Annotated in this window: 21 protein-coding genes; 7 read left to right on the forward strand and 14 right to left on the reverse strand. The window is 66.1% G+C overall.

Translation table 11 applies throughout. The features are described from left to right. Positions 1 to 8: 8 nt before the first annotated feature. Positions 9 to 455: a hypothetical protein gene (locus tag BLW63_RS17865; protein WP_139263639.1), complete on the reverse strand. Its 447-nt coding sequence runs from the start codon at positions 453 to 455 to the stop codon at positions 9 to 11. 249 nt (positions 456 to 704) lie between these two features. Then, positions 705 to 1,571 carry a phage major capsid protein gene (locus tag BLW63_RS17870; RefSeq protein WP_091159184.1) on the reverse strand — a complete coding sequence of 289 codons (867 nt, stop codon included), beginning with the start codon at positions 1,569 to 1,571 and terminating at the stop codon, positions 705 to 707. A gap of 286 nt (positions 1,572 to 1,857) precedes the next feature. On the opposite strand from BLW63_RS17870, the gene BLW63_RS17875 reads away from it, so the two are divergent. Further along, complete coding sequence (locus BLW63_RS17875; RefSeq protein ID WP_091159186.1) at positions 1,858 to 2,871, forward strand: hypothetical protein; 1,014 nt, start codon at positions 1,858 to 1,860, stop codon at positions 2,869 to 2,871. Between the two features lie 31 nt (positions 2,872 to 2,902). On the opposite strand, the gene BLW63_RS17880 is transcribed toward BLW63_RS17875, so the two are convergent. The 9 genes from BLW63_RS17880 to BLW63_RS17915 form a co-directional block, all read right to left on the reverse strand. Continuing rightward, positions 2,903 to 3,304 carry a hypothetical protein gene (locus BLW63_RS17880; protein WP_091159189.1) on the reverse strand — a complete coding sequence of 134 codons (402 nt, stop codon included), beginning with the start codon at positions 3,302 to 3,304 and terminating at the stop codon, positions 2,903 to 2,905. Positions 3,305 to 4,462: 1,158 nt separating this feature from the next. Next, a complete protein-coding gene (locus BLW63_RS26215; protein ID WP_139263641.1) occupies positions 4,463 to 5,110 on the reverse strand; it encodes an HNH endonuclease in 648 nt (215 codons plus the stop codon). 199 nt (positions 5,111 to 5,309) lie between these two features. Continuing rightward, positions 5,310 to 6,860 (reverse strand): AAA family ATPase, encoded by a 1,551-nt coding sequence (locus tag BLW63_RS17885; RefSeq protein ID WP_091159191.1) that lies wholly within the window; start codon positions 6,858 to 6,860, stop codon positions 5,310 to 5,312. Positions 6,861 to 7,382: 522 nt separating this feature from the next. Next, positions 7,383 to 7,865 carry a phage integrase N-terminal SAM-like domain-containing protein gene (locus tag BLW63_RS17890; RefSeq protein WP_091159194.1) on the reverse strand — a complete coding sequence of 161 codons (483 nt, stop codon included), beginning with the start codon at positions 7,863 to 7,865 and terminating at the stop codon, positions 7,383 to 7,385. 213 nt (positions 7,866 to 8,078) lie between these two features. Continuing rightward, the gene (locus tag BLW63_RS17895; protein WP_170856836.1) at positions 8,079 to 8,948 is read right to left on the reverse strand and encodes a YidC/Oxa1 family membrane protein insertase; all 870 of its coding nucleotides are present in this window, start codon (positions 8,946 to 8,948) and stop codon (positions 8,079 to 8,081) included. 308 nt (positions 8,949 to 9,256) lie between these two features. Then, positions 9,257 to 9,541: a hypothetical protein gene (locus BLW63_RS17900; RefSeq protein ID WP_139263645.1), complete on the reverse strand. Its 285-nt coding sequence runs from the start codon at positions 9,539 to 9,541 to the stop codon at positions 9,257 to 9,259. 432 nt (positions 9,542 to 9,973) lie between these two features. Continuing rightward, positions 9,974 to 11,383: a hypothetical protein gene (locus tag BLW63_RS17905; RefSeq protein WP_091159202.1), complete on the reverse strand. Its 1,410-nt coding sequence runs from the start codon at positions 11,381 to 11,383 to the stop codon at positions 9,974 to 9,976. Further along, a complete protein-coding gene (locus tag BLW63_RS17910) occupies positions 11,383 to 13,473 on the reverse strand; it encodes a helicase HerA domain-containing protein (protein ID WP_091159205.1) in 2,091 nt (696 codons plus the stop codon). The genes BLW63_RS17905 and BLW63_RS17910 overlap by 1 nt, the downstream gene beginning before the upstream one ends. Before the next feature lie 76 nt (positions 13,474 to 13,549). Beyond that, a complete protein-coding gene (locus BLW63_RS17915; RefSeq protein WP_091159207.1) occupies positions 13,550 to 14,557 on the reverse strand; it encodes a DNA adenine methylase in 1,008 nt (335 codons plus the stop codon). Between the two features lie 165 nt (positions 14,558 to 14,722). Here BLW63_RS17915 and BLW63_RS28075 point away from each other — a divergent pair, with 165 nt between their 5' ends. Next, positions 14,723 to 15,187: a hypothetical protein gene (locus BLW63_RS28075; RefSeq protein WP_091159209.1), complete on the forward strand. Its 465-nt coding sequence runs from the start codon at positions 14,723 to 14,725 to the stop codon at positions 15,185 to 15,187. Between the two features lie 63 nt (positions 15,188 to 15,250). Continuing rightward, entirely contained in the window at positions 15,251 to 15,760 is a 510-nt protein-coding gene (locus BLW63_RS26225; RefSeq protein WP_139263647.1) for a hypothetical protein, read from the forward strand. Between the two features lie 318 nt (positions 15,761 to 16,078). Here the strand turns inward: BLW63_RS26225 and BLW63_RS26230 are convergent, their stop codons facing one another. Next, the gene (locus tag BLW63_RS26230) at positions 16,079 to 16,420 is read right to left on the reverse strand and encodes a hypothetical protein (RefSeq protein ID WP_139263649.1); all 342 of its coding nucleotides are present in this window, start codon (positions 16,418 to 16,420) and stop codon (positions 16,079 to 16,081) included. Positions 16,421 to 16,707: 287 nt separating this feature from the next. After that, positions 16,708 to 17,454 carry a hypothetical protein gene (locus tag BLW63_RS26235; protein WP_139263651.1) on the reverse strand — a complete coding sequence of 249 codons (747 nt, stop codon included), beginning with the start codon at positions 17,452 to 17,454 and terminating at the stop codon, positions 16,708 to 16,710. A 116-nt stretch (positions 17,455 to 17,570) separates the two neighbouring features. Between BLW63_RS26235 and BLW63_RS26240 the strand changes: the two genes are divergently transcribed. The 4 genes from BLW63_RS26240 to BLW63_RS17935 are packed head-to-tail and all read left to right on the forward strand — an operon-like array spanning position 17,571 to position 18,940. Then, complete coding sequence (locus BLW63_RS26240) at positions 17,571 to 17,726, forward strand: hypothetical protein (protein WP_244522649.1); 156 nt, start codon at positions 17,571 to 17,573, stop codon at positions 17,724 to 17,726. 29 nt (positions 17,727 to 17,755) lie between these two features. Beyond that, a complete protein-coding gene (locus tag BLW63_RS17925; RefSeq protein ID WP_091159212.1) occupies positions 17,756 to 17,962 on the forward strand; it encodes a hypothetical protein in 207 nt (68 codons plus the stop codon). Continuing rightward, on the forward strand, positions 17,931 to 18,476 hold the full coding sequence (locus BLW63_RS28630; RefSeq protein ID WP_280140542.1) for a TadE/TadG family type IV pilus assembly protein: 546 nt from the start codon (positions 17,931 to 17,933) through the stop codon (positions 18,474 to 18,476). The genes BLW63_RS17925 and BLW63_RS28630 overlap by 32 nt, the downstream gene beginning before the upstream one ends. Further along, positions 18,473 to 18,940: a hypothetical protein gene (locus BLW63_RS17935; protein ID WP_091159216.1), complete on the forward strand. Its 468-nt coding sequence runs from the start codon at positions 18,473 to 18,475 to the stop codon at positions 18,938 to 18,940. The genes BLW63_RS28630 and BLW63_RS17935 overlap by 4 nt, the downstream gene beginning before the upstream one ends. A 118-nt stretch (positions 18,941 to 19,058) precedes the next feature. Here BLW63_RS17935 and BLW63_RS17940 read toward each other — a convergent pair whose 3' ends face one another. Further along, complete coding sequence (locus BLW63_RS17940) at positions 19,059 to 20,666, reverse strand: helicase HerA-like domain-containing protein (RefSeq protein WP_091159218.1); 1,608 nt, start codon at positions 20,664 to 20,666, stop codon at positions 19,059 to 19,061. Positions 20,667 to 21,082 lie beyond the last annotated feature (416 nt).

Here is a 21,082-nt window from a genome sequence, read left to right on the forward strand (position 1 = left end):
GGGCGGACTCAGCTCAAGCCCGCGACCGCCGTTCGCAGATCCGTGCGAGCCCTCACCACGTCCAAGCCAGCTCCGTAGCCCATTTCGCTCAGGGGCAGGCTGGCCACCTCCGCAGAGGCATCGGCTACGGCGCGGGCCTGGGAGGTCAGTTGGCGGTGTCGCAGTTCCTGACCCTCAGGCGGCGTCAGTGTCTCCCAATGGGCGGCCAGCGCTTCGTATGAGGTGACGATGGTTCCCCAGCCGTAGTCGTTGGAGGCGGATTCCGGCGTGGCGTCAATCTGTTGCTCGGTTTCGTCCAACGACTGGAGCATGTCGCGGGCGTAGGCGTCTGGGTCGACGGTGGCGGATGTCTCTGCAGCCTGGGTAGGCGAAGCGGCGGGAGCACCGCCCTCTCCACCGCAGCCAGTCACGAGCAGGAGCGCGGCCACCACGGGGCCAATCAGACGGCACTTCACGTCGCCGGATGGTGCCCTGTCTCGGCTCGCAGACCCAGCATCTCTCGGCCAGATTCACCGGTTCGGGCCTGTTGCCGCCCGAACGGAGCCCGCCGGAAGGATCCTCCCGCGGGCTCCGTCATGTCCTGGCGTCCGGCGCTGGTGAGCCACCCCAGGGACCGGGCGTCGGGCTCCCATCGTTCCGGCGTGCGGCCCGCCGGTTCTCAGGCGGCAGGCCCCGGTGACGTTGACGCCGGGCCAGGTGGTCGGTCAGCTCGCTGCCAGCCGGATGCGGACCAGCGCGGCGGTGTGCGGGAACCCGAAGCCGACCCGGCAGGTGGCCCGCACGGCGACTCGGTCGGAGGTGAAGAACACCGACCGGTCGGCCTGCACGTCGGCGTCGCGCCGGACGGCGGTGACCAACCGCTCGGCGGGCAGGCCCCACACCGTCCCGACCGGGGCCTCCGGGGAGGTCAGCAGCGGCACCCCGAAGATCACCCGGCGGGTCGGCTGGGTCGGGTCCGGCTGGAGCAGCGGCTTGCCCGAGCCGGTGGCCTCCTTCATATTGGCCAGCACCAGCGCGGTCGCCGGGTTGGTGACAAAGGCGGTGAGCTGCGCGCCCACGTTCGCGGCAAGCATCTGGCCCTCGGCGAAGGCGTCCAGGTCGGTCGGGGCGGTCCCGGCGGCGATGTCCTGCACGCCACCCGCGCCAACGGTGAGGGCGGCCAGCCCGTCTGGCTGCTCCCCGCCGTTGGCGGTTCCGTCACCGAAGAACGCGGCGTCGACCTTGCGGGCGATGTCCCGGGCCAGGCCACGCCCGACCTCGGCGGTGGCCTCCGGGTTGGAGTCCTCGGCCAGCTCACTGGTGACGACGGACAGCCCGGCCACCTTCTTGGTGACCACGTCGACCTCGGCCATGGTCAGGTCCGAAACCGGCAGCTCAGCGCCTTCGGAAACCCACGCGGCGGTGGGATCGGCCGTCACGCTCGGCAGCCGGACCGACGGTGCGGTCGGCCGCAGCACCCGTGAGCACAACGGGTTGAGCGCCACGGACGCGGCCAGGACGGGCTTGATGAGCAGGCTCTCGACCTGCTCAGGGGTGAGGAGGGGTCCGGCGGTGCCGGTGGTCAGGGTCATGCGTGCTGGCTCCGAGAGTCAGCCCCGGTGTGGATGGGGGTGATCCCTCGGGCCACGGACCCTTGGGTGCGCCGCTGGCGCGATGCTGGCCCGGCACCGGGTCGCTGACCACAGCGCCGGACTACCTACCTACCTACCTACTGATCATGACACCGTCGCGGGAGACCTCTCATGCATCCCCCGGTCAGCGCGCCCGGCGCATTCGCTGCGGCCGGTCCATGCTTGTGCCGTGGAGGGGGAGCGGGGCCCTGAGGACGGTGAGCGACGACAGTCACGGCGTCGGCAGGTGGGTGGCTTCCTGCTGCAGGGGGTCGCCCTTGGCCTCGGCGTCAATGCGCTGAGCACGGATGTTGGCTATCGCGGCGCGGCTGGCGTGGCGGCACTGGCTGCGGTCTTGTACGCCTCTGACTGGCTTCGGCGGCTCGAACCGGGGGCACCGCTGATCCGCATCGCGACGTGGGGCCTCGTGGCCTCTGCGGCGCTCGCTTCCGTTGTGGCAGTCGTCGTCTCGGAAAGGGACTGGGCAGGCTACGCCACCGTGACGGCGTCCCTCCTAACGACTGCCGCGGTGCTCATACCCAGCAGGGCCGAGGATCGCATGGACTTGCTCCTTGGGGTGGCGGCCATCGGCGGCGGGGTGGCGAGCATCGGCCTCGCGGCGGCCAACCTGCGCGCGAGCAGCCTGCTCCTCGGGGTGGCGCTCATCGGCGGCGGGGTGGCGTTCATCGGCCTCGGGGCGGCCAAGCTGCGCGCGAGCAGCCGGCATATCGGGGTGGCGCTCATCGGCGCCGGGGTGGCGGTCATCGGCGCCGGGGTGGCCGTCCTGCGCGACAGTGACCTGCTCCTCGGGGTGGCGCTCATCGGCGGCGGGGTGGCGTTGATCGGAATTGGGGTGGCCGTCCTGCGCGACAGCGACCTGGGCGGCGGGGTGGCGCTCATCGGCGGCGGGGTGGCGTTCATCGGCCTCGGGGCGGCCGTCCTGCGCGAGGGCAACCTGGTTTACGGGGTGGCGTCCATCGGCGGCGGGGTGGCGTTCATCGGCATCGGGGTGGCCGTCCTGCGCGCGAGCAGCCTGCTTTTCGGGGTGGCGTCCATCGGCGGCGGGGTGGCGTTGATCGGCATTGGGGTGGCCGTTCTGCGCGCGGGCCTCCTGGTTTTCGGGGTGGCGGGCATCGGCGGTGGGGTGGCGAGCATCGGCTTTGGGGTGGTTGAGCTGCAGAAGGCCGGCGCGTGGAAGCGGATCTCCTCCTACCTCAGGTCACTCACCACAGCACCACCCAGTCAGGGACCCGAACCCTGAAATCCTGGTTTCCCCCTTCCATGCAGCTCTGCTACTCGTGTCCGCGCAGCACCGAACTCCAGGTGACGCCACTGCCCTGGTCGACGGCCGCCCGGCGGCCCTGACCGAACCCGGGCGTTGGCACCCGCGCGCCCTTGGCGAGACCGGGCTTCCACTGCACGAGCTGTTGGGCGTACTCGGTCACCTTCTCGGCATCGACCGCGCCGTTCTTGTCGACCATGTCGTTGTAGTCGCCGGGCATGAAGACGATCAGGTCGAAGCCGTCCTCCAGGGTGTCGGAGGCGATCCGGGCCACCTCCCGGGTCACCAGGTTCTCCATCCGCTGCTCCAGGGCCTTGAGCTGGGCGCGGGCCTCGTTGCGCTCCCGGCGGTACCGGGCCTCGCGCCTCGTCGTCGGCGAGGTGCGGCAGGAGGAGTGCCTCGACCTGCTCATCGCGCTGTTAGGTGAACGTCATGGTCGTCAGGCGCCGCTCCGCCGATGCCGATCACGTTGGTGACGTAACGGCGGCTTGTGAGGGTCTAGGTCGATAGGACTTCGTCGGGACCACACGAGGGCCGGTGGTGGTTGTCCGTAGTGGTCGGGCTCTTCCGATCTCGCGGAGCGGACGAGAAGCCGCGGCAGGGTTGAAGCGTGGGCGGCGGGGGCGGTGGTGCAAGGCGCTGCACCACCGGCCCCGCGCTTACTCAGCGATTTGCCGTGTTGCGTGCAAGCAACTTGGCAACTGGGCTTTCTGCTCCTGCTTGTAGTCGGCGTGGCCTCTCGCCACGCGCTCGACCAAGGGCAAGGAATGACCCGTTGGCAGGGCTAGGCATGCCTGCTGGGCATTGAGTCGAATTGTCCTCCACCACAAGTCACGCTGCATAGCGGCCGCCATCGCTATCGCCTTGATGTTCAACATCTGGTATCACCCCCTTCTCATTGTTCCCTTCTACCAATCTCAGCATTATGAGTCAAAAAGCGGGAGACAGCATCGCAGGTTTCCCGTGGCTAGGGAGCCTTCACGGATGTGCAACTCTCGGGGCGCCCCAGGCATCGACGTCGACGTTCGCTGCGTCGACTGCCTGACACCCTTGCCGCCGGACCGCGGTCGCAGCCACTACTGCGAAGGCTGTCGACGGGCACCGTTTAGAAGCGTGGAGGAAGCGGACCGGGACTTGCCGGTCCGCCGCCGTACGCCGCTGCGAGTTGCGCCAGGAGCCTAACCGGCAAGGATTTGGATAAGCCCACGGCCGCTCGGGGTTTTACATTGACGCCGCCCTGCGCAACGGTTCACCCGAGAATCTGGTCGGCGGCGCGCATCTGCTCAAGTTGGCCGCTAAGCCTAGCGTCGATGTGCTTCCAGCCCCCGCAATCCAACGGAAAGACCTACTGCTGCGCTGCACGGAGCCGCTTGAGGACTCCAGACTCGGATAGCCCCGCCCGCCTAATAATCTCCGCCAGCGTGAATCCGGCGCCGCGCATTCCCATTCTTTGCTGGGTCGTCAAGGCTGTCGTCTTATGGCGTCGTCGTGGTCGACGGGTGAAGACATCAAGCACGCGCAGCACCACTGTCCGGCCGACCTTATAGGACGCTGTCGGGGTGAACTGCCGTTACTGAAAGCCGCCGGAACAGAACCATGCATCGCTGGCCATGGCGCTGTACATGGCTGTCTGCCAACTATTGACGCGTGCGGAGTGCCTGCTAGCCGCTTCTCGTTGTAGATGAACGACGACTCGGGCCGTCCCTTCGGCTCCACCTGCGCCGAAGTGATCTATAAGCGAACCCCTAATGCCGATCAGTTCATCGGCGGCTAGCGCGCCGTAGAAGAAGTCCAGTTCGAAGTCGAAGAAGTGGTTTCGAACGCGCGCGGCTAGTGTCGGGCTCCACGCATCTGGCGCACTGACGAAGAAGACGAATGTCGCGGGGGACAGTGGCTCCACCCTCGCATGTAGCCATAGGTCCGCTTCCAGATCCTCAAAGTATGGATGAATGGGCTCTTCTGTAGCGGTTGCGGGAGTCCTAGTGCCCTTAATCTTGTTGCAGTCTTTACAAGCGGGGACGAGGTTGCTTGGCACAACGGTGAGTGCCGAGTAGACCGTCTTTGGCAGGTGGTGGTCAAGTGTGCTGACTGTGCGATGACCGCAGAAGGAGCACCGTTGCGTGGGGTGTGCCGTCATGAGGTCGTCGTAGATGGCGCGCCCGTCTCTCCGACGGACCATTCCGTTGTCGTAGAGCGCGACCATCTCCTTATTGGTCATGCCCGGGACGTTGAATGACGCGCCATTGAGAGTATGAAGGGTTTGTGTCCTAGCGGCTGCGTCGAACTTGGCGGCTGCGGCCGCAACGTCACTCTCGACCGCTAGATACTTGGCCTTCTGCGCATCATCTGATATGCCATTTGCACATGCACGTACACTAGCCCGACTCGTCACCGTCGGAAGGGGGAGCGGCCACACGTTACAGGCGGCCTCTCGCTCGTCGGGCAGCGACGAGCGCCTGAGCGAGACCGCGCGCCTCGCTCCCAAGCGCGCCACCAAACTTAGCAAGGACCTCGTCGTAGGTTCCCTCATCCTCGATCACTGCTTCACGCAACAATCGATGAAAGCCCGACTGGGAAACCTCTAGTCCGAATACTTCGCGTGTGAGCACACCGACGTTCTCTCCAAAGGTTTCTACCTCTGGCCGGTCGACCGTGACGATTCGGCCAGTGCGGCGCAAAGTCCAGGCGCAGTGTTTAGGCACCTCTTGGAGAACCACCGGTGAGTGGGTGGCGATGATCGCCACTCCGTTACGGTTGATCAACAGGTCGGACAGGGCGCGCACGAATGCGGAAAGCAACGGAGGGTGCAGGTGCGCCTCTGGTTCATCGAGCAACACCAGCGTTCGCTCCTCAACTCGTTCGACGAGGCGGGTGATGGTCAGTAGAACGATCTTGTGCCCAGAACTCAGCCCCCGAAAGAGAGCTTGGGCCGACTCCTTGACCGCCTCACTGGGTCCTTCGCTAGCGAGTTCGGTGACTCGCAATGCCTCGAACAGTGGATCGCCGGTAAGTGCTTCTAGTGCTCGGCGCCAACGGGTGAGGCGTGCAGGGCTGCTTGCACAGAGCAGGACACTGTCCCCGAACTCCCTAGTTAGGGTCGCAGGACTCTTTGGAGGAAGTGGCTTATCGTCCGCGTTCCGGCGGGTCCGCTTGAGCCCGACATAGGTATAGCCTACGTCAGTCTTAGAGGAGTTCCGCGGAGTCGATAGTGGCTCGAAAGCGTCGAAAGCACTGAAGGTTACCGACACGAGATTGGCGAAGACATCTTGCCCGTCGGAGTCCTGAAGGTTGAAGGTTCCGACGTCCTTCGAGTCGGATTGCCTGTCGATCAGTGCCCGCGTCATCATGTTGAGGAGGCGCGTCTTGCCGACGCCGTTTCGACCGATAACGACATGAATGTTTGTCGGAGGGTTCGATTCGGCCACCACGTCAAAGTCAAGCGAGACGGGTTCCCGTCTTTCCCGGCCCGCCGCTGGCATTGTGTAGCGGAATCGGTAGTCGGAGAGGCGAGCACCACCGCGAGCCAGTCGACTGAACTGGCCCTCGATGGTGGTCGCGGGCACCCCTCGCATCAATGAGATCCCGGTGACGTCCTCGTTCAAGGCCCTGGCGTAGAGGTCGCCGCTCAAGGCGATGTCTCGGAGTGATTGAAGGACGTCTTCACGTACGTCATCACCTATGGCAGACAAGCCTTCGTAGTAACTGGCGTCCTGACCGAGGGAGAAGAACTCGTCGGTCAGTTGTTCAAAGTTCTCGGGTATAGACGGCCGACGTTGGTCCTTCGTCATGCCGAACTGCCCAATCTTGACTTGGCCGATGTCGTGTGCGATGCCATCCGCGTCGACATAGGTTAGGTAATACTGAGTGCTGAACCGAAACCAATCATCCCAGTTGTCAGTGTGCAGGTACGCGCCTTGGCTGGCATCGCGCGGAATGCGGCCAGCGGCGGGCAAAACCGTGAACCGCATGTCACCTCCAGGTAGGGCAGGGCCGATATAGCCCAGCGCTCGCGTACAGCGCAGCACGCGAGCGCTGCCTTGCTTTGTACCAGCGGCCGGTCACAGAACGATGCAGGAGGGCCGCCCTCCACCACGTACCAGCGCTCGACGGGGTCCCTGAAGCCTTGGCCGGAGTCCTACCCGGCCCCTTGGCTCTTCAGCAGTGGCCCGTCCTCCTTCGGGTGAGGCGACAGTTCCCCTAGGGCGAGCCGGCCCGTGGCACTGCCGTCGGCCAGTGCCACGGGCTGACTCGTTCTAGGGAGGCCACCGCATGCGCCTCAACAGACGACTCATTGCCACAACCGCCGCTCCAGAGGTGATCCTCTCGTAGCGACCGTCCCTGCGTCGAGTAACTGCGGGGCCGGGCGAAGGTGGCCACGCCCGGCGCGGTCTTGCTCTCCCAGAAGCACGCGGCGTCGAATACCAGAATCGCCGCCGCCACGGCATAGACGCCAAAGGTGTGCGGAAGGAGGACTACGTCCCGGAGGCTGTTCACCGAGCACTTCGTCGGCCCGAGCCCAGGTCTCGTAGGCCATCCGCCAAAGCAGCCGGTCGCGGCCGGTCACGTCGTCGAGCGCCCCAACGGTCGGCAAGCAGGTCGCGGTCGATGGGTCGTTCCCCGCGTTCGTCCTCCGTGCGGCGCCGCACCTTGCGCGGCTCGATGAGTGCGACCGGATTGGTCGGGATCCACTTTCGGCCCTCGACGCACCAGCCGAAAAACGACAGCAGCGCGGCGCGGTGCCGGTTAAAGGTGGTCGTAGCCCTGTCGTGCCACCGGTCGAGCAGGGCCTCGACCTGCCGGTCGGTGAGCCGGTCCACCGGGGCGTCCCGGCCGACCTCGTCTGCTAAGGCGTCGAGGGTAGCGGCGTAGGCGACCCGGGTGGTCGGCCCGAAGGCGTCCCGGCGCAGGAACCGGCGGGTGGCCTCGGCCAGGGTCGGCGCCGACGTGGCGCAGGGCAGGTGCGCGACGCTCATCGGCGGCTTCCTTCCACGTTCCCGGGAACGGTGCGTAGCAGTCATGGTGGTGGGCAACAGGCGCACCACGTCTCTACAGGGACGGGACGACGGTGATCTGTTGACCGTCGGCCGCCGCGTGACCGGGATGCCCTGCCCACTGACTCATGTCCGACAGCGACGAGGCAGCCGCGCGAGGACTGGACCCAGGGCGGCGAGCATCAGCAGTCGCATTCATCGGTGCAAGTCGTCCGGGTCGACTGCGCCGCGTCCGGGGCTGTGCCCATGAGGTGGCTGTGGCGGGTCCTGGTTGGGCAAGTAGTCGGCTACTAACTCAGCGACCGATGCCATGAAGACCGGGTCATTCCGGAGGCGGGTGAACTCCCTCCGCTTCACGCGCTTAAGGAACGGCACCTGCGCGATGAGGAAGATGCTGTCGGCCACCTTCAGCAGGACGAAGAAAATCGGCAGCAAGTACGTAGCCCCGAACGACCCCACAACGAGGATGACGGCCACTGGTCGGTGTTGCCTCCACTGTGGCCGTACCTGCACACACTGGAGCGCGACGGTGGCGGTCAGACCTAGCAGATAGGGAGTCAGGCGTGCACACAGGCCCACCTCGGGGACTGTCAGGGTCAGGTCCATCCCCCAGGTGTACAGATCGGTGATTGAGTTTAGGTGGCGGTACATGGCGCTGTCTTCGGGGATGAAGCGGGGGGCGAAGGTGCCCGTCTCCGACCGGATCGTCAGACCCTTCAGGAGCGCCCAGAAGCCGCCGAGCAGCGGAACTACGAATAGCGCCAGAAGGCAGGAGTTGAGCGGATTGACGTTGAGGTCCCTCTGGATGGCCATGATGGCCCGAGACAACCCCTCCCGGTCGCTGCCGTACTGCTTCCGCAGTCGCGGGAAAAATGACTTGGCAATGTCCATGCGAGCCGCCTTCCGAGTGGTCCGGATTGCCAAGGGAAGGGAGGCAAAGCGAACCAGAAGGAGCAGTAGGAGGGCCGCACCAAAGACCGGATCTGCCCCCAGGCTGCCGGAGGCGTCGGCTAACGGAAACAGCAGCCATAGGCACAGCCCGAGGGGAACTGCGATGACGGTCATCAAGGTAGCGAAGCAGCCGATGAGAGTCAGCGGCACAGCCCCCACGCGCTCCAGGACCCTGCCGATGCCGGACTCCCCCAGAGCGGCCCGCCAGCCTTCCAGAAAGGGAGTTGAGCCGATCTCCGATTCCCCGGCTGGGGCCGGGGCTTCCACCTCGCAGCGCATCTGCTCACGTCCCCCCGGTCACGGACCCGCCCATGGCGAGCAGGCCCGCTCGTGCTGCTACGCACGGGCACTGTGACAGGGTTCGCGTCCTCCGCCAAGGGATCGACGGCGTGTCCCGACGACATAGCCACGGCCGGAGTCCGTCAAGCCAAACTGCGGTCTGGAACCCCCGTAGACAATCGCCTGTTCCAGTGCCAGTCGTCGAACGTCGTTCCAGCCTCCTTGGTCAATCGAGTAGATAGGAGGCGCGGGCCGAACTCAAACTCCAGCATGGTGAGCAGGGGGCCCACTGCTACTCGACCAGCCTCGATGAGGGTGGCGTGGTCCTCTGAAGGTTCGTCGCCAACCAAGACGACTTCAAGAGCGGCAACGGCTTTCACGGTTTCTTTCCACCCCTCGGTGCTGAAGTGCAGGTTGGGACAGTTCATGTACAGTGACGTAGCCGTGGCCGTCATCGAGTACGCGGCCGTGCTCCGGGACGACCTCTTGATCCGATCGACGACCTGGGATTGTGTCATTGAAGCGAATCCCGCCGCGTTCGACGTCGCCGCAGTAGAAGGTGACGCGAAAATGTGGCCACTTCATCTCCACGGCGGGAAATGGGATCATGCGCAAGGTCTTATAGACCACTCGGTACGCTGGTTTTCCGGTGTCGGGTGGATGCTCTTCATCGGTCTGTTGCCACCCACTGGCCTGCTGGAGGTGGGGTACGTCTACGCCCGTGGTCCAGGCGTCGATGTATTCTTGCGCTCCCACGAGGCGGTCAGATACGTCCTCCCCTTCGCCGTTTCCTTCCGTAGTCGGGCTCGAGGCACTGGTCGGTCGGCCATCGTTTCCTATCCGCTTGTTCGTCGCCTCCCTTACATGTACGTCTGGTGCCGAGCGAGCCCGATCGAACTGCGGTCGAGTCCAAGGCCGTCCTGGGCCAGCAGGGTGAGGACGCTGCGCCCAGTCCCTAGTGGCAACGAGGACGCTGAGTGGGCCAAGGCAACAGGGATTACGGCGTTCGGGTACAGGCGGGTCTGGAGTCGGTCCAGGGCTTCGAGCGTCGGGCGGAGCGTCGGGTAACTGGAGGGCTGTTCCGCCGGATTTGTGCCGCCGCTCGTGTTCACAGCCTCGTAGGGCTGACCTGCGGGAATGCGTGGGAAGGTGGCCACGATCATCTGGTCGGTGCTGCTCTTGTAGAAGAACCGGCGTCCGTAGAACTCGTCCTTGCCGTAGATGCTGTCCGATGCCTTTCGGCGGACGTGCTCAGCGATGTACTTCTGGTCCAGCACCATCACGGATTCGGGCGACATGTGCTCCGCGAGTGCGTTCGCGTGATCGACGAAGGCCCCGGACTTCTCGATGCCGACAACCAGCGGTGGTGCGAAGCCGCCCTTGGCGAGGGCCTCGCAGAGGCTTCCCCAGTAGTTCACCATCCGACGCTTCAGTGGCGCGGTCGGGCCGAAGAAGGCGAGCGGTCCGTCCGTGATGAACATGAGTTGACCGAGAACGGCCGGGGTCGTGCGGGCGAAGCCGTCCATGTAGGTGATGGTGAGGAGCCGCTCGGCGAGGTTCATGGTTCGGGTGAGGATCTCGATGTTCGAGCCCTCCTCGCTGTACTCCTCGTGCGTGCGGAGAAGGTCTGTTGCATATATCGGCGCCTGACAGTTGGTGCAGTTCTGCGGCTCGGCCGTGACCTGCTGCCCTTCGTCGTCGCACGTGGGGCACCGGCCGAGCGGAACGGCAGGCGCCGGGGTCCCGGGCGTGCCGTGAAGGGTCAGCAGGGCATCGATGAGTGAGAAGTCGGAGCCGAAGTCTTGCACCACCTGGTTGCAGAAGGTCTCGTACAACTCGACGCGCCAGGAGTCAACGCCGGACATCCCCGGTCGCGTCACCTGCGAACTGGGCAAGACCGCATTCACGATCTTGGTGGTCTGCGCCCGCTGGAGTCGCCGCGCGTCCACGAGGCCGTCGTCGCGGGAGTTGAGGAACTTCTCCAAGTCCAGCAGGACGGCGCCGACCTGTATGAAGCCCACACGGACGGAGGGGTACTTGGTCTTGGCCTCCACCTCCTGGTTGGAGCCGTCGAAGGCCATGACATGGGTCGTCGCCGGACGCCGCGGTGACGCGAAGTGAGTGAGATCGAAGGTGCGCTGGGTGATCTCGACTGGATCGCTGATCTCGATCGTGGGGGTGTCCCAGCGAGCCAGGGCCTCGGTGACGATGGGGCTCTGCGCGATCGGAAGGTGCCCCAGGCGGGAGGCGCGCTCCTGCTCGTACGGCATCAGATGCCCGTGTTCGGGGCGTCGATGGGGAGCAGCCCCGCGGCGATGCGGGCATTGTTGATCATGGAGTGGTCGAACTTGGCCACCTGCACCGGCACGATGTACTTGCCGGAGAAGGTCTTCATCCGCACGAAGCCGCGGTCTTCCGACCGGCGGATCTCGTCCGCGAACTCGGCGTAGTCGTAGTAGTGCGCGAGTTCCCTCGTCTCCCGGTCAGAGTTCAGGTGAGCGATGACCCAGTTGTGGGTGGCCGAGAGGATCCGCGGGTCGATCGACGAGACCTCCTGCGTGGCATACATGAGCCCGATCTCGTACTTGGCGGCCTCCTTCGCCAGGCGTACCCACGGGTCGGTGTCGTTCTTGTTCGAGTTCTCCCGGTCGAACAACCGGTGGGCCTCCTCGACGACGATCTGGATCTTCCGGGCGGGGAGGTTGCTGCGGAACCGGTTGTTGGCGGCGTCGAGCAGTCCTCGTACGAGCCGTTCGGACATCCGGGTGCCGACCCGCTCGGATCCGTAGGAGAGGTCGACGATGACGATCTTGCCGTCGGCGAGGTCCTTGAGGACCTTGGGGACGAAGTTTCCGGACGACCGGGGGTCGTGAAACTCGACGTAGTTCTTCAGGTGGTTGAGTACGGCGGTCCCGCCGGTGCCGTCGTACGCAGCGCGGATCGCGTTCCAGGCGCCGGCGTTCTGCCACTTGGTGAAGTCGAGGCTGGCGTACTGCTGCGGCAGGCCGGCCTTCGACGCCGCCTCGGTCAGCCGCTTGCAGAGCCAGGTCATCGCGTTCTGGAGGCCGTCTGCGGTGTTGATCCGGACATACCCGGCGGTCGTGTCGGGGGTGACCGCGTCCGGGTGGTCGGCCAGGAGAAGGGTCGACATCGCGCCTGCCATCTGGATCCGGATGCCGCTCCAGCCGGTGGGGACCTTGTACCCGGCCTTGGCCAGGAGGGCGTAGAGAGCGAAGCGGCCGAGCGACGCCTGCTGACGGGCGGCCTGGAAGGCGCCCTGGGTCGCGTAGTCGTTCTGGTCGGGCTCTGTGACCTCGGCGGCCCGGAATGCCTGCACGTAGCCCGCGTCCAGATCGCTGACGCACTCCTCGATGAGCCCGCGGACGGCCACCAACTCCTGCTGGTTGTAGAAGTTGAGGGTGAGCGCTTCCTCCTGCGGGTTGGCGGGGTCGGCGCGGAACTTGTAGATCCGGACCCACTCCTCACCGAGGAGGCGGAGACCGGTCTGGTCCTGCTGGTTGACGGAGGCGTACTCGCCCTGCGGGTCGAAGATCAACTGACCGATTGACTCGTCGGTCATCCGGGAGTGCTCGAAGACGGCCGTGCAGATCGTCTTGTTCGTGTTCGACTTGCCTGCGCGGGTCATGCCGAGGACGGCGGTCTTCCGGGAGATGAAGTCCGTGACGCGCACGTGGACCGGGACCTGCGCGAGGCCCGCACTCTCGGCGCGGCGGCGCGTCGAGGCGAAGCGGACATGGCCGAGGGTGATCAGGTTGGGCTCGTCCCCGCGGTCGATCTCATCCTCGGTGCGCTCGGGGTAGGAGGCGATGAAGGACAGCACCTCCGGGCTGGGCGTGTAGACGAAGTACCGAGCCCCCGCGTACACGTTGTCCAGGTCGGCGCCCCACTGGATGAACTGGTGACCCCCGGCGGTGCTGGGGTAGAAGGTGCCGAGGACCTCGCACTCGAACGCGGACAACTCGATCTGGCTGCTGGTCAGGGCGTCGAGGACATCGGACGGCGGACGGTCCCGCAGGTCGGCATCTCGCATGGCTGCCAGGCGGGTCGCGACGACCTCGGCCTGGTTGGGCAGTTGGGCGACGTTCCTGACCCGGAGCAGGATGACCTCGTCCTCGTCGAGGGGCTGCTGAGACTCCTGATCGGGGACGGTCGCGGCCGCGAGCAGGAAACCGTGCCGGGGCACACCACCGCACTCCCGCTTCGTGTGGTCGTCGGTGATGATCACCGCCCGCTCGTAGTCGAGGTGGTACACGCCCCCCAGGCGCTTGGCTCCGGCGAACAGGTGCGTGAGCGGGTTGGTGCCCGTGCTCACCTGCGCCGCGATCCCCGTCAGCGTCACCGTGGTCTCCCTCGTCACTCCGCGCGGCGACGGCCCTACTCCGTGCCGCTATGGCCTGGCGCGAAGGTCTACCAGGTCACACTGACGGAACCGGGGAGGTTACGGACCTGTACCGATCCGAGTCCGGAATGTCCGGGTAGTTGGTGACGAGCAACTCGTCTCGCACTGTCCGACTGTTTGAGCCCGCGGCTGTGTACCGGTGAGGTACGAGCAGACTGGTCCTACCACCACCGTCCGGGTAGAGATTGCGGGCGACGGGGTTGTCGTCGTAGGAGAGCAGCCACCTAAAGTCGGAGCAGTCCCGGAGAGCCTCGGCTAGGGCCTCGTGCGCTTGGTCTTCGAACGACCACTCGTAGAGGTACGGCGCCTTCTCGACATAAGGTGGATCGAGGTACACGGTGATCTCGCCCGCGTCTAGGTCACCGAAGGTGCGCTTGACCCTCTGAAGTGTGGTCGCCCAATCGCTAGGCCACACATCGAGGATGCGACCAGTGTCAGCCAGTTCTCCGATAGCGCGAATCCGTCGGGCTAAACCCTCCTTGCCGAACCGGCAGTCAATCTTGTAGGCAGAGGTCTGAGCGCGACCGCCGATAGGACCGGCACGTCCGTGCAAGATGCCAGAGAAGGTCGTCCTGTTCAAGAATAGGCACTTTAATGCCTGCTCCCGGCGTGATGTCGGCTCAGCCGCGCGCCACCAATCCCACCGGGCCACGGATACTTCCTCTTCTTGCATTCGGTTAATCAGCCAGGTGGTCTCAAAGGCCGCCGTATACCAAAAGGAAGAGACGAGCGGGTCGGCGTCGGCCAGGATTACATGCTCGACCGCGCCGCTGCCAACCAAGCGCAGCGCAGTCGTTGCGCCACCGCAGAACGGTTCAACTAGCAGTCGAGGCGGCGGCACATTAGCGCGGATAATCCCCTCGATTATGGGGGTCAACTGACGCTTGGCGCCCGGATACCGAAGGGGGCTCAATACGGACTGGTCGAAGAACTTGGGGTTTTCCAGACTCTTGGGCTTGTCCAGGACCGCGTCTGGCGCCCATGGCCGCTGCCGCGTCGGAAGACGCTTGGTCGGCCTAGGCATTTTTCTCCCTCATCCTGCGCTCGCGGAGCGCCTGCGGCTGGACCCCAGCGGTAACGGCACGCTACTTGAGGGGGCTGACAGATCTTGGGAACGCCACGGACTCCCAGGCCATCGACGGATCCGCCGCGTCTAGCCAACCGAGCAGTACCGTGCCACCGTCCAGCCATGCCAGCCGGTCAGCCCTTCACGTCCGCGGATCTCGCGCGCTGGCCCGCCAGTGCTGAGAAGGTCGAGATTATCCTCGGCGGGCTCCTGTACTCCGGCAGGTTCACAGGGGAGGACGCTGCCGCAGCACGACGGACCTACCCCCTACACGAGGTCTACCTCGATGACCAAGGCATGCTGCGCGCGCAGGCCGCCGACGTCCGGGAGGCCGGCAAGCGCCGGCTGCTCGAGGCCGGCGGGCGCAAGGAGATCGCGATGATGGTGCCGGTCGTCTTCCTGGTGCTAGCCGTCCCAAACCATCACCTTAACGAAGACCGCCAGACGCTGATGGCGTTGAGGCGTCACCAGATTGAGCCATCTGGACCGCGACGCCATCCGCCTCCTCGACGAGCGCCGCTCGGTCCGCCCCGCAACCTCGGGGTGGAAAACGACGGTCCTCCCCTTGGCGCTCCGGTCTGCCAATGACCACTGCGTGGCCAACACTCGACTACGGTGCCCCGTGAAGGTGTGCTACAGCCACCAAGGGGGATGATCGACTTGGATCCAATTGCCATCAGCGTGGTCGCTGCAATCCTCGGCGGCTTAGGCTCGCTTGTCACTGGCTTCATATCGGATCGACATTCCCGCAACACCAGATCGATAAGCGTGGAGGGCGAACTACGACAGGTCAATGCAGCTCTCGATAGGACCGCAATAGACGCGCTCCGTTCGGATTCACTGGCCCGGGCTGCCGAAGCTCTCGCGACCACGACGGAAGCCCCCACGGTCCTAGTCGCATCACGTGAGCAGCCGAAAGCGGATGTCGAGTCTGCGGTCCAACGACACGTTGACTCGGCTGTGGAGTCGCTACAGGTCCGAATCAGGACCATAGAGGAACGGTTTCCGGCCCAGTCTGAGATTGACAAGATTGCGTCGGTGAACGCTGCTATCGCAGCGACGAAAATCGAAGCCTTGCAGGATTCAATCAAGCGACTAGAGGCGAAGATTGAGCCGAGATTGCTGAGAAGGTTAGCAAATGGGACGTTGCAACTATCGTGATGATGGTCCTCGGCGCAATCGGAGGCCTTGTGGGGGTCGTCTTCGGAATTATCAAGTTCGTTACGGGATGAGCTTATCGCCGCCATGACACTTCGAGCAACGTCGGCGCCAGACTGACGGTCGAACCGAGCGATGTGAACATGGGGACAGGACTCGCATTGTCATGCCGAGGATGGGGCAACTGCTGCGCTCTGGTGGTCTCCCTAGTGCTGTCGGTCCCAACGGGCAGGTTACTCGCGCAACCCGTTTCGATGAGGTAGAGGTCGGCCCGCGTAACCTCATACCTGTGCGCGTGCAGGTTTCCTCGCCTTGGGCCCCTCACAAGGTCTCCCCAACCCCCCACTTGGCGTAGAGGACCATCGCCACCATGCAGGCGATGAGCCCAATGATTGCCATCGTAAGTCCCGCCTTGGCCTTGCCGGACTGATCGCTGGGCAGGGCAACCGAACTGAACACGATCCCGAGGATGGACAACACCACCCCAATAGCAACTACGCCGAAGAGCCCGATAAGCAGGCCGAGAAGACCGCAAACAAATCCAGCACTGCCCATCGGGCTTGCTGGGGCGGGAGCTGGCATCGGTAGGGCAGCCGACGGCGGCTGTGGCGGTCCGCCGGGCGGCTTGCGCGGTGGGAAGTCGCCGTTCACTCCGGTGATCATGGCGTTATGGTGGGGCGTCCGTGGCAAGTTCGATCAACAAGCGTTCGTGCTTTTCCCTCATTTGGGTAAGCTTCGTCTACCACGCCGAGTCGGGTTGTGACCTCGACGCCCTGACCCACGGTGCGGCAAGCGCATCGATCAGCTCTACCGCGCCCGGGCCTCCAAGCGCGACCTTCGGGTCGTCATTATCGACCAGGACAGCGCGCCGCCTGAGCGGCCCAACCCCCCGGGGTGCCGCTGCTGTCAGGTACTACTTCTCTCCCGTGAGGACTGTCAGCCGGGTCGCATCAATCTAGCGGCGGGGCTGCAGGGCCTTCTTCGGCCTTCGATGTGATTGTGACCCACAGCAATTTCGACTGCAATCGCTCTTCGGGCACATTGAGCGGTTCGTCCCAGCAGCCTTCCGATAGGTTGTGGTCCGCGTCCTTCTCAACGCAGGACTGCTGATCGGCGAACCCGTTTTCGCGGTATCGGTGAATCTTCTGAGCAAGCTCGGGATCTACGGCGATGGCTAAAAATGCGTGCAACCCTTCCCCCACTGCGAACGCCTCGTCGCATTCCCAATGGCCATCGGACTTTGGACCGCAAGGACCGAAGGCAGGGTAAGCCGCATGAAAGGGGAAGGCGTCGGATGGTGAAGTCATTTCGGCCGTCAACACCCATACCGTTTCGCCGGGCCTGAGCCCGCTAGAGGTGCCCTCGACTGGCACAGCCCCACCAGTCTGCAAGGTCACATCTTCTGTGGTGAATGCAATGGCTCGCTCCTCGGTCGGAATGCCGGCTAAGCGAAAACCTATAATGCCCGCGCAAACTAGGCTTAGCACGGCAAGTGCTGCCATCACTCTAACCCCCTTGGGAAAGAGCCACGCCACGCCCTGGGTGCGCAACCTATTTAGAGCGATGTGGAATCCAACGACAGAAACGAACAAGCAGATGAAGGCGGCAAGGCGCCACCCATCATCCCCTGCCCATTCCTGCACCCAGATGCCAGTGCCTATAACAAGTGCCTCGAGGATCCAGAACTCTACAAGCATTCGATGGGAGCTAAGAGGCGTCGTCACAGTCGTGCATCGTCCATCAGATCACCGCACCGAATCGGTCAACTGGCCCGACGCATGAACTCCTTTGGCTCACCTCCCTCGCCTGGCTCATGTGTCACTGCAGCCTCCGGTCGAGAGCCCCTGCCGCGCTGCTGGACCGGAAGACCCTGACTGTCCTGGGCCCGGTCGTCATCCTCGTGCTGCCGGTGACCGTCCTCTTCGCGCTCTACCCCGGCTTGATCAGCATCGTCTCGCTGGCGCGATGAGCCCGCGGACACGACAGGAAGGACGCAGCATGCCGATGTTCACGGGGGTCCTCGCGGCGCTGGACGCACTGGCCGACCGCCTGCGCGGGGACGATCCCGAGCGGGGTGACGTGCCCGGCTGGGTGATGATCACGGTGATGACGGCGGCGCTGGTGCTGGCCATCCTCATCCCGTTCCGCGAGGCGATCGTCGCCGCGGTCACCAATGCCCTGGCGTCCGTCACGACCGGTGGATGAAGGACCTCGCTGCCCCCCACTGCTCGCAGGCTCGCCGCGGACCCCTGCAGCGAGGCCGTTCCCGGAGCGCGCCACCCCGCCGCTCGCAGGCTCGCAGCGGGCCCGTGCAGCGAGGCCTTTTCAGGAGCGCGCCCGTGAGCGGGGGGCCGCGGTCGTCGAGTTCGTGTTCGTGTCGGTGCTGGTCGTGGTGCTGCTGCTGGCGGTGCTGCAGGTCGCGGTCTACGTGCACGTGCGGAACGTGGTGACCGCGAGCGCGCAGGAGGGCGCCCGGTTCGCGGCCAACGCCGACGTGCCGTCGTCCGCCGGTGCCGACCGCACGGTGGCGGTGGTGGCGCGGGCGACCTCGCAGCAGACCGCCGACGGGCTGGTGTGCAGCTCGGCCCAGGAGGTCGACGCCAGCGGGCTGACCCTGGTCGTGGTCCGCTGCTCGGGCGCGGTGCCGAAGCTGCTGGCCGGGCTGGGCTCGCTGCTGCCGGTCGAGGTCACCGGCCGGGCGGTGGAGGAGGCCCCGTGAGGTGGCTGCGGGCGCGGCTGGGCATGGTCGCCGGGGAGCGCGGCTCGGCGCTGATCGAGTTCACGTTCATCGCGATCGTCGTGTTCGTGCCACTGGTCTACATCGTGGCCGGGTTCTCGGCGGTGCAGCGCGGGGTGTTCGCCTCGACCGCCGCGGCGCGGGAGGCCGGACGGGCGATGGGCACCGCTCCCGACCCGGTCACCGGCGCGGCCCGGGCGGAGGCCGCCGCGCGGCTGGCGGTGGCCGACCAGTCGGTCGAGGCCACCGACGTCGTCGTCGGCTACGCACCCGCCGGTGCGGGGTGCGACGCCGCGGGGAGCTACGCGCCGACGCTGACGCGGGGCGAGGAGTTCTCGGTGTGCGTGACCGTGACGGTGCGCATCCCGCTGCTGCCGGAGTTCGTCGACGCCAACACCGCCACCGGCCAGTTCGTCGTCGAGCGCGACCGCTACGTCGACGCCTGACCGACCGATCGCGGGCGTTCCTCGTGCACTGCCGTCACCACAGCGTCGGCAACCCGCGAGGAACGCCCGCAACGGCCTGATCGAGGAAAGCCAGGGCTGCGGTGCCCGGGTCGTCGACCTACCGGCGGCGCCGGCGGGTGCCGAACAGGCCCCGGGTGAGCTCGCGGCCCAGAGCGGACGCCGCCGACCGCGTGAACGAGCGGAACGCCGCCGACCCCAGCACCCGGTCGAGCGTGCTGTCCTCTTGCAGGGGCTCCGACGGCCGGCGGGGCTCGGGACGCTCCCGGACGTCGTCCGGCTCCCGGCGGTCCCGCTCCCGGCGGTCCGGCTGGGCGGCCGGGGATGGCGCCAGCCGGGCGGCCAGCCGCTCGTAGGCCGAGTCGCGGTCCACCGGCTGCCCGTACTTCGGCTGCAGCGGCGAGGCCTGCACCGCCTCGGCCATGGCGGCGGGTTCGATGGGCGCCATGAGCGAGCGCGGCGCCCGCAGCATCGTCCAGGCGACGGGCGTGGGCGTGCCGCGGTCGGAGAGGACCGTGACCGCCGCCTCGCCGATGCCGAGCGAGGTGAGCAGTTCCTCGAGGTCGTAGTCCTTCGTCTTCGGGAAGGTGCTCACCGTCTTGCGCAGCGCCTTGGCGTCCTCGGGGGTGAAGGTCCGCAGCGCGTGCTGCACCCGGTTGCCGAGCTGGCCGAGCACCGTGCTGGGGACGTCGGTGGGGTTCTGCGTCACGAAGAAGACACCGACGCCCTTGGAGCGGATCAGCCGGACGGTCTGGGTCACCGACTCGAGGAACGCCTTGCTCGCCCCGCTGAACAGCAGGTGGGCCTCGTCGAAGAAGAAGACCAGCTTCGGCTGGTCGACGTCGCCGACCTCGGGCAGCTCCTCGAACAGCTCGGCGAGCAGCCACATGAGGAATGTGGAGAACAGTGCGGGGCGGTCCTGGACGGCGGCGAGCTCGACGGCGGTCACGATCCCGCGGCCGTCGTCGGTGGTGCGCAGGACGTCGGCCGGCTCGAACTCCGGCTCGCCGAAGAAGACGTCCCCGCCGAGCTCGGCCAGGGCGATCAGCTTGCGCAGGATGACCCCCGCGGTCGCGGGCGACAGTCCACCGAGACCCTTGAGCTCCGGCTTGCCCTCGTCGCTGAGCAGCCACTGGACGACCGCGCGCAGGTCCTGCAGGTCGAGCAGCGGCAGCCCGGCGCTGTCGGCGTAGTGGTAGACCAGCCCCAGCGAGCTCTCCTGGGTGGGGTTGAGGTCGAGCACCTTCGACAGCAGCAGCGGGCCGAAGTCGGTGAGGGTGGCCCGCACCGGGACGCCGCTGCCGAGCCCACCGAGGGCCAGGAACTCCACCGGGAAGCCCGTGGGCTGCCAGTCGTCCCCGGTCTGGGCGGCGCGCTGCTGGGTGCGCTCGCTCGCGGTGCCGGGCTGCGCCAGGCCGCTGAGGTCGCCCTTGACGTCGGCGACCACGACAGGCACGCCGGCCGCGGAGAGCTGCTCGACGATCAGCTGCAGCGTCTTCGTCTTCCCGGTGCCCGTCGCACCGGCGATCAGCCCGTGGCGGTTGAGCATCGCCAGCGGCACCTGCACGGCTGCTCCGGGGTGTGGCCGGCCGTCGTGCACGACCGCGCCGAGCTCCACCGCCGGTCCCGCGACGGCGTACCCGGCCGCGATCTTCTCGGCCGGTCCGCCGGTGCTCTCGGTCGCCGGTGCGGCGCTCTGCTCGCTCACGGTCCAGGACGGTAGCGACGGACGCCGGAGGGCGCGGGTCGAGGGGACCGCGCGCCACCTGCGTCGACGCCTGACAGTGAGGATGTGGGAGAGCCCCGCAGCGGTCGTTCCTGACCCAGCGCCTGACTGACTTCGGGTCTTCAAGCCGATCTGTCGGTTCGGTCCGCTGCGGGGCTCGTTTGCACTCACCGGTCGAGGGTTCGTGACCTCATAGGAGCTTGTGCCAGCAAGCACCCGTCACTGTCTTGTCCGCTCGCTCGGCGGTGCGTGCCGCCCCGACCGGTCAAGTGACAAGGACGGCGATGACCACCATCGCAGAACCATTGCCGACTGCCCAGCCTGCGCCGGTGTTCGGCGGGGTGGACACCCATGCCGACACCCATACCGCCGCGGTCATCGACCCCGCGGGGCGGCTG

This window comes from Geodermatophilus africanus (genome assembly GCF_900107105.1).
In the GTDB taxonomy this organism is placed as follows: Bacteria; Actinomycetota; Actinomycetes; order Mycobacteriales; family Geodermatophilaceae; genus Geodermatophilus; species Geodermatophilus africanus.

What these genes read in the sequence shown, in the direction of transcription:
- BLW63_RS17870 (WP_091159184.1), bottom strand. Translation starts at nt 1,571, where the DNA reads ATGACCCTGACCACCGGCACCGCCGGACCCCTCCTCACCCCTGAGCAG.
- BLW63_RS17880 (WP_091159189.1), bottom strand. Translation starts at nt 3,304, where the DNA reads ATGAGCAGGTCGAGGCACTCCTCCTGCCGCACCTCGCCGACGACGAGG.
- BLW63_RS26215 (WP_139263641.1), bottom strand. Translation starts at nt 5,110, where the DNA reads ATGACCAATAAGGAGATGGTCGCGCTCTACGACAACGGAATGGTCCGT.
- BLW63_RS17885 (WP_091159191.1), bottom strand. Translation starts at nt 6,860, where the DNA reads ATGCGGTTCACGGTTTTGCCCGCCGCTGGCCGCATTCCGCGCGATGCC.
- BLW63_RS17890 (WP_091159194.1), bottom strand. Translation starts at nt 7,865, where the DNA reads ATGAGCGTCGCGCACCTGCCCTGCGCCACGTCGGCGCCGACCCTGGCC.
- BLW63_RS17895 (WP_170856836.1), bottom strand. Translation starts at nt 8,948, where the DNA reads ATGACCGTCATCGCAGTTCCCCTCGGGCTGTGCCTATGGCTGCTGTTT.
- BLW63_RS17900 (WP_139263645.1), bottom strand. Translation starts at nt 9,541, where the DNA reads ATGAACTGTCCCAACCTGCACTTCAGCACCGAGGGGTGGAAAGAAACC.
- BLW63_RS17905 (WP_091159202.1), bottom strand. Translation starts at nt 11,383, where the DNA reads ATGCCGTACGAGCAGGAGCGCGCCTCCCGCCTGGGGCACCTTCCGATC.
- BLW63_RS17915 (WP_091159207.1), bottom strand. Translation starts at nt 14,557, where the DNA reads ATGCCTAGGCCGACCAAGCGTCTTCCGACGCGGCAGCGGCCATGGGCG.
- BLW63_RS28075 (WP_091159209.1), top strand. Translation starts at nt 14,723, where the DNA reads ATGCCAGCCGGTCAGCCCTTCACGTCCGCGGATCTCGCGCGCTGGCCC.
- BLW63_RS26225 (WP_139263647.1), top strand. Translation starts at nt 15,251, where the DNA reads ATGATCGACTTGGATCCAATTGCCATCAGCGTGGTCGCTGCAATCCTC.
- BLW63_RS26230 (WP_139263649.1), bottom strand. Translation starts at nt 16,420, where the DNA reads ATGATCACCGGAGTGAACGGCGACTTCCCACCGCGCAAGCCGCCCGGC.
- BLW63_RS26235 (WP_139263651.1), bottom strand. Translation starts at nt 17,454, where the DNA reads ATGCTTGTAGAGTTCTGGATCCTCGAGGCACTTGTTATAGGCACTGGC.
- BLW63_RS26240 (WP_244522649.1), top strand. Translation starts at nt 17,571, where the DNA reads ATGTGTCACTGCAGCCTCCGGTCGAGAGCCCCTGCCGCGCTGCTGGAC.
- BLW63_RS17925 (WP_091159212.1), top strand. Translation starts at nt 17,756, where the DNA reads ATGCCGATGTTCACGGGGGTCCTCGCGGCGCTGGACGCACTGGCCGAC.
- BLW63_RS28630 (WP_280140542.1), top strand. Translation starts at nt 17,931, where the DNA reads ATGCCCTGGCGTCCGTCACGACCGGTGGATGAAGGACCTCGCTGCCCC.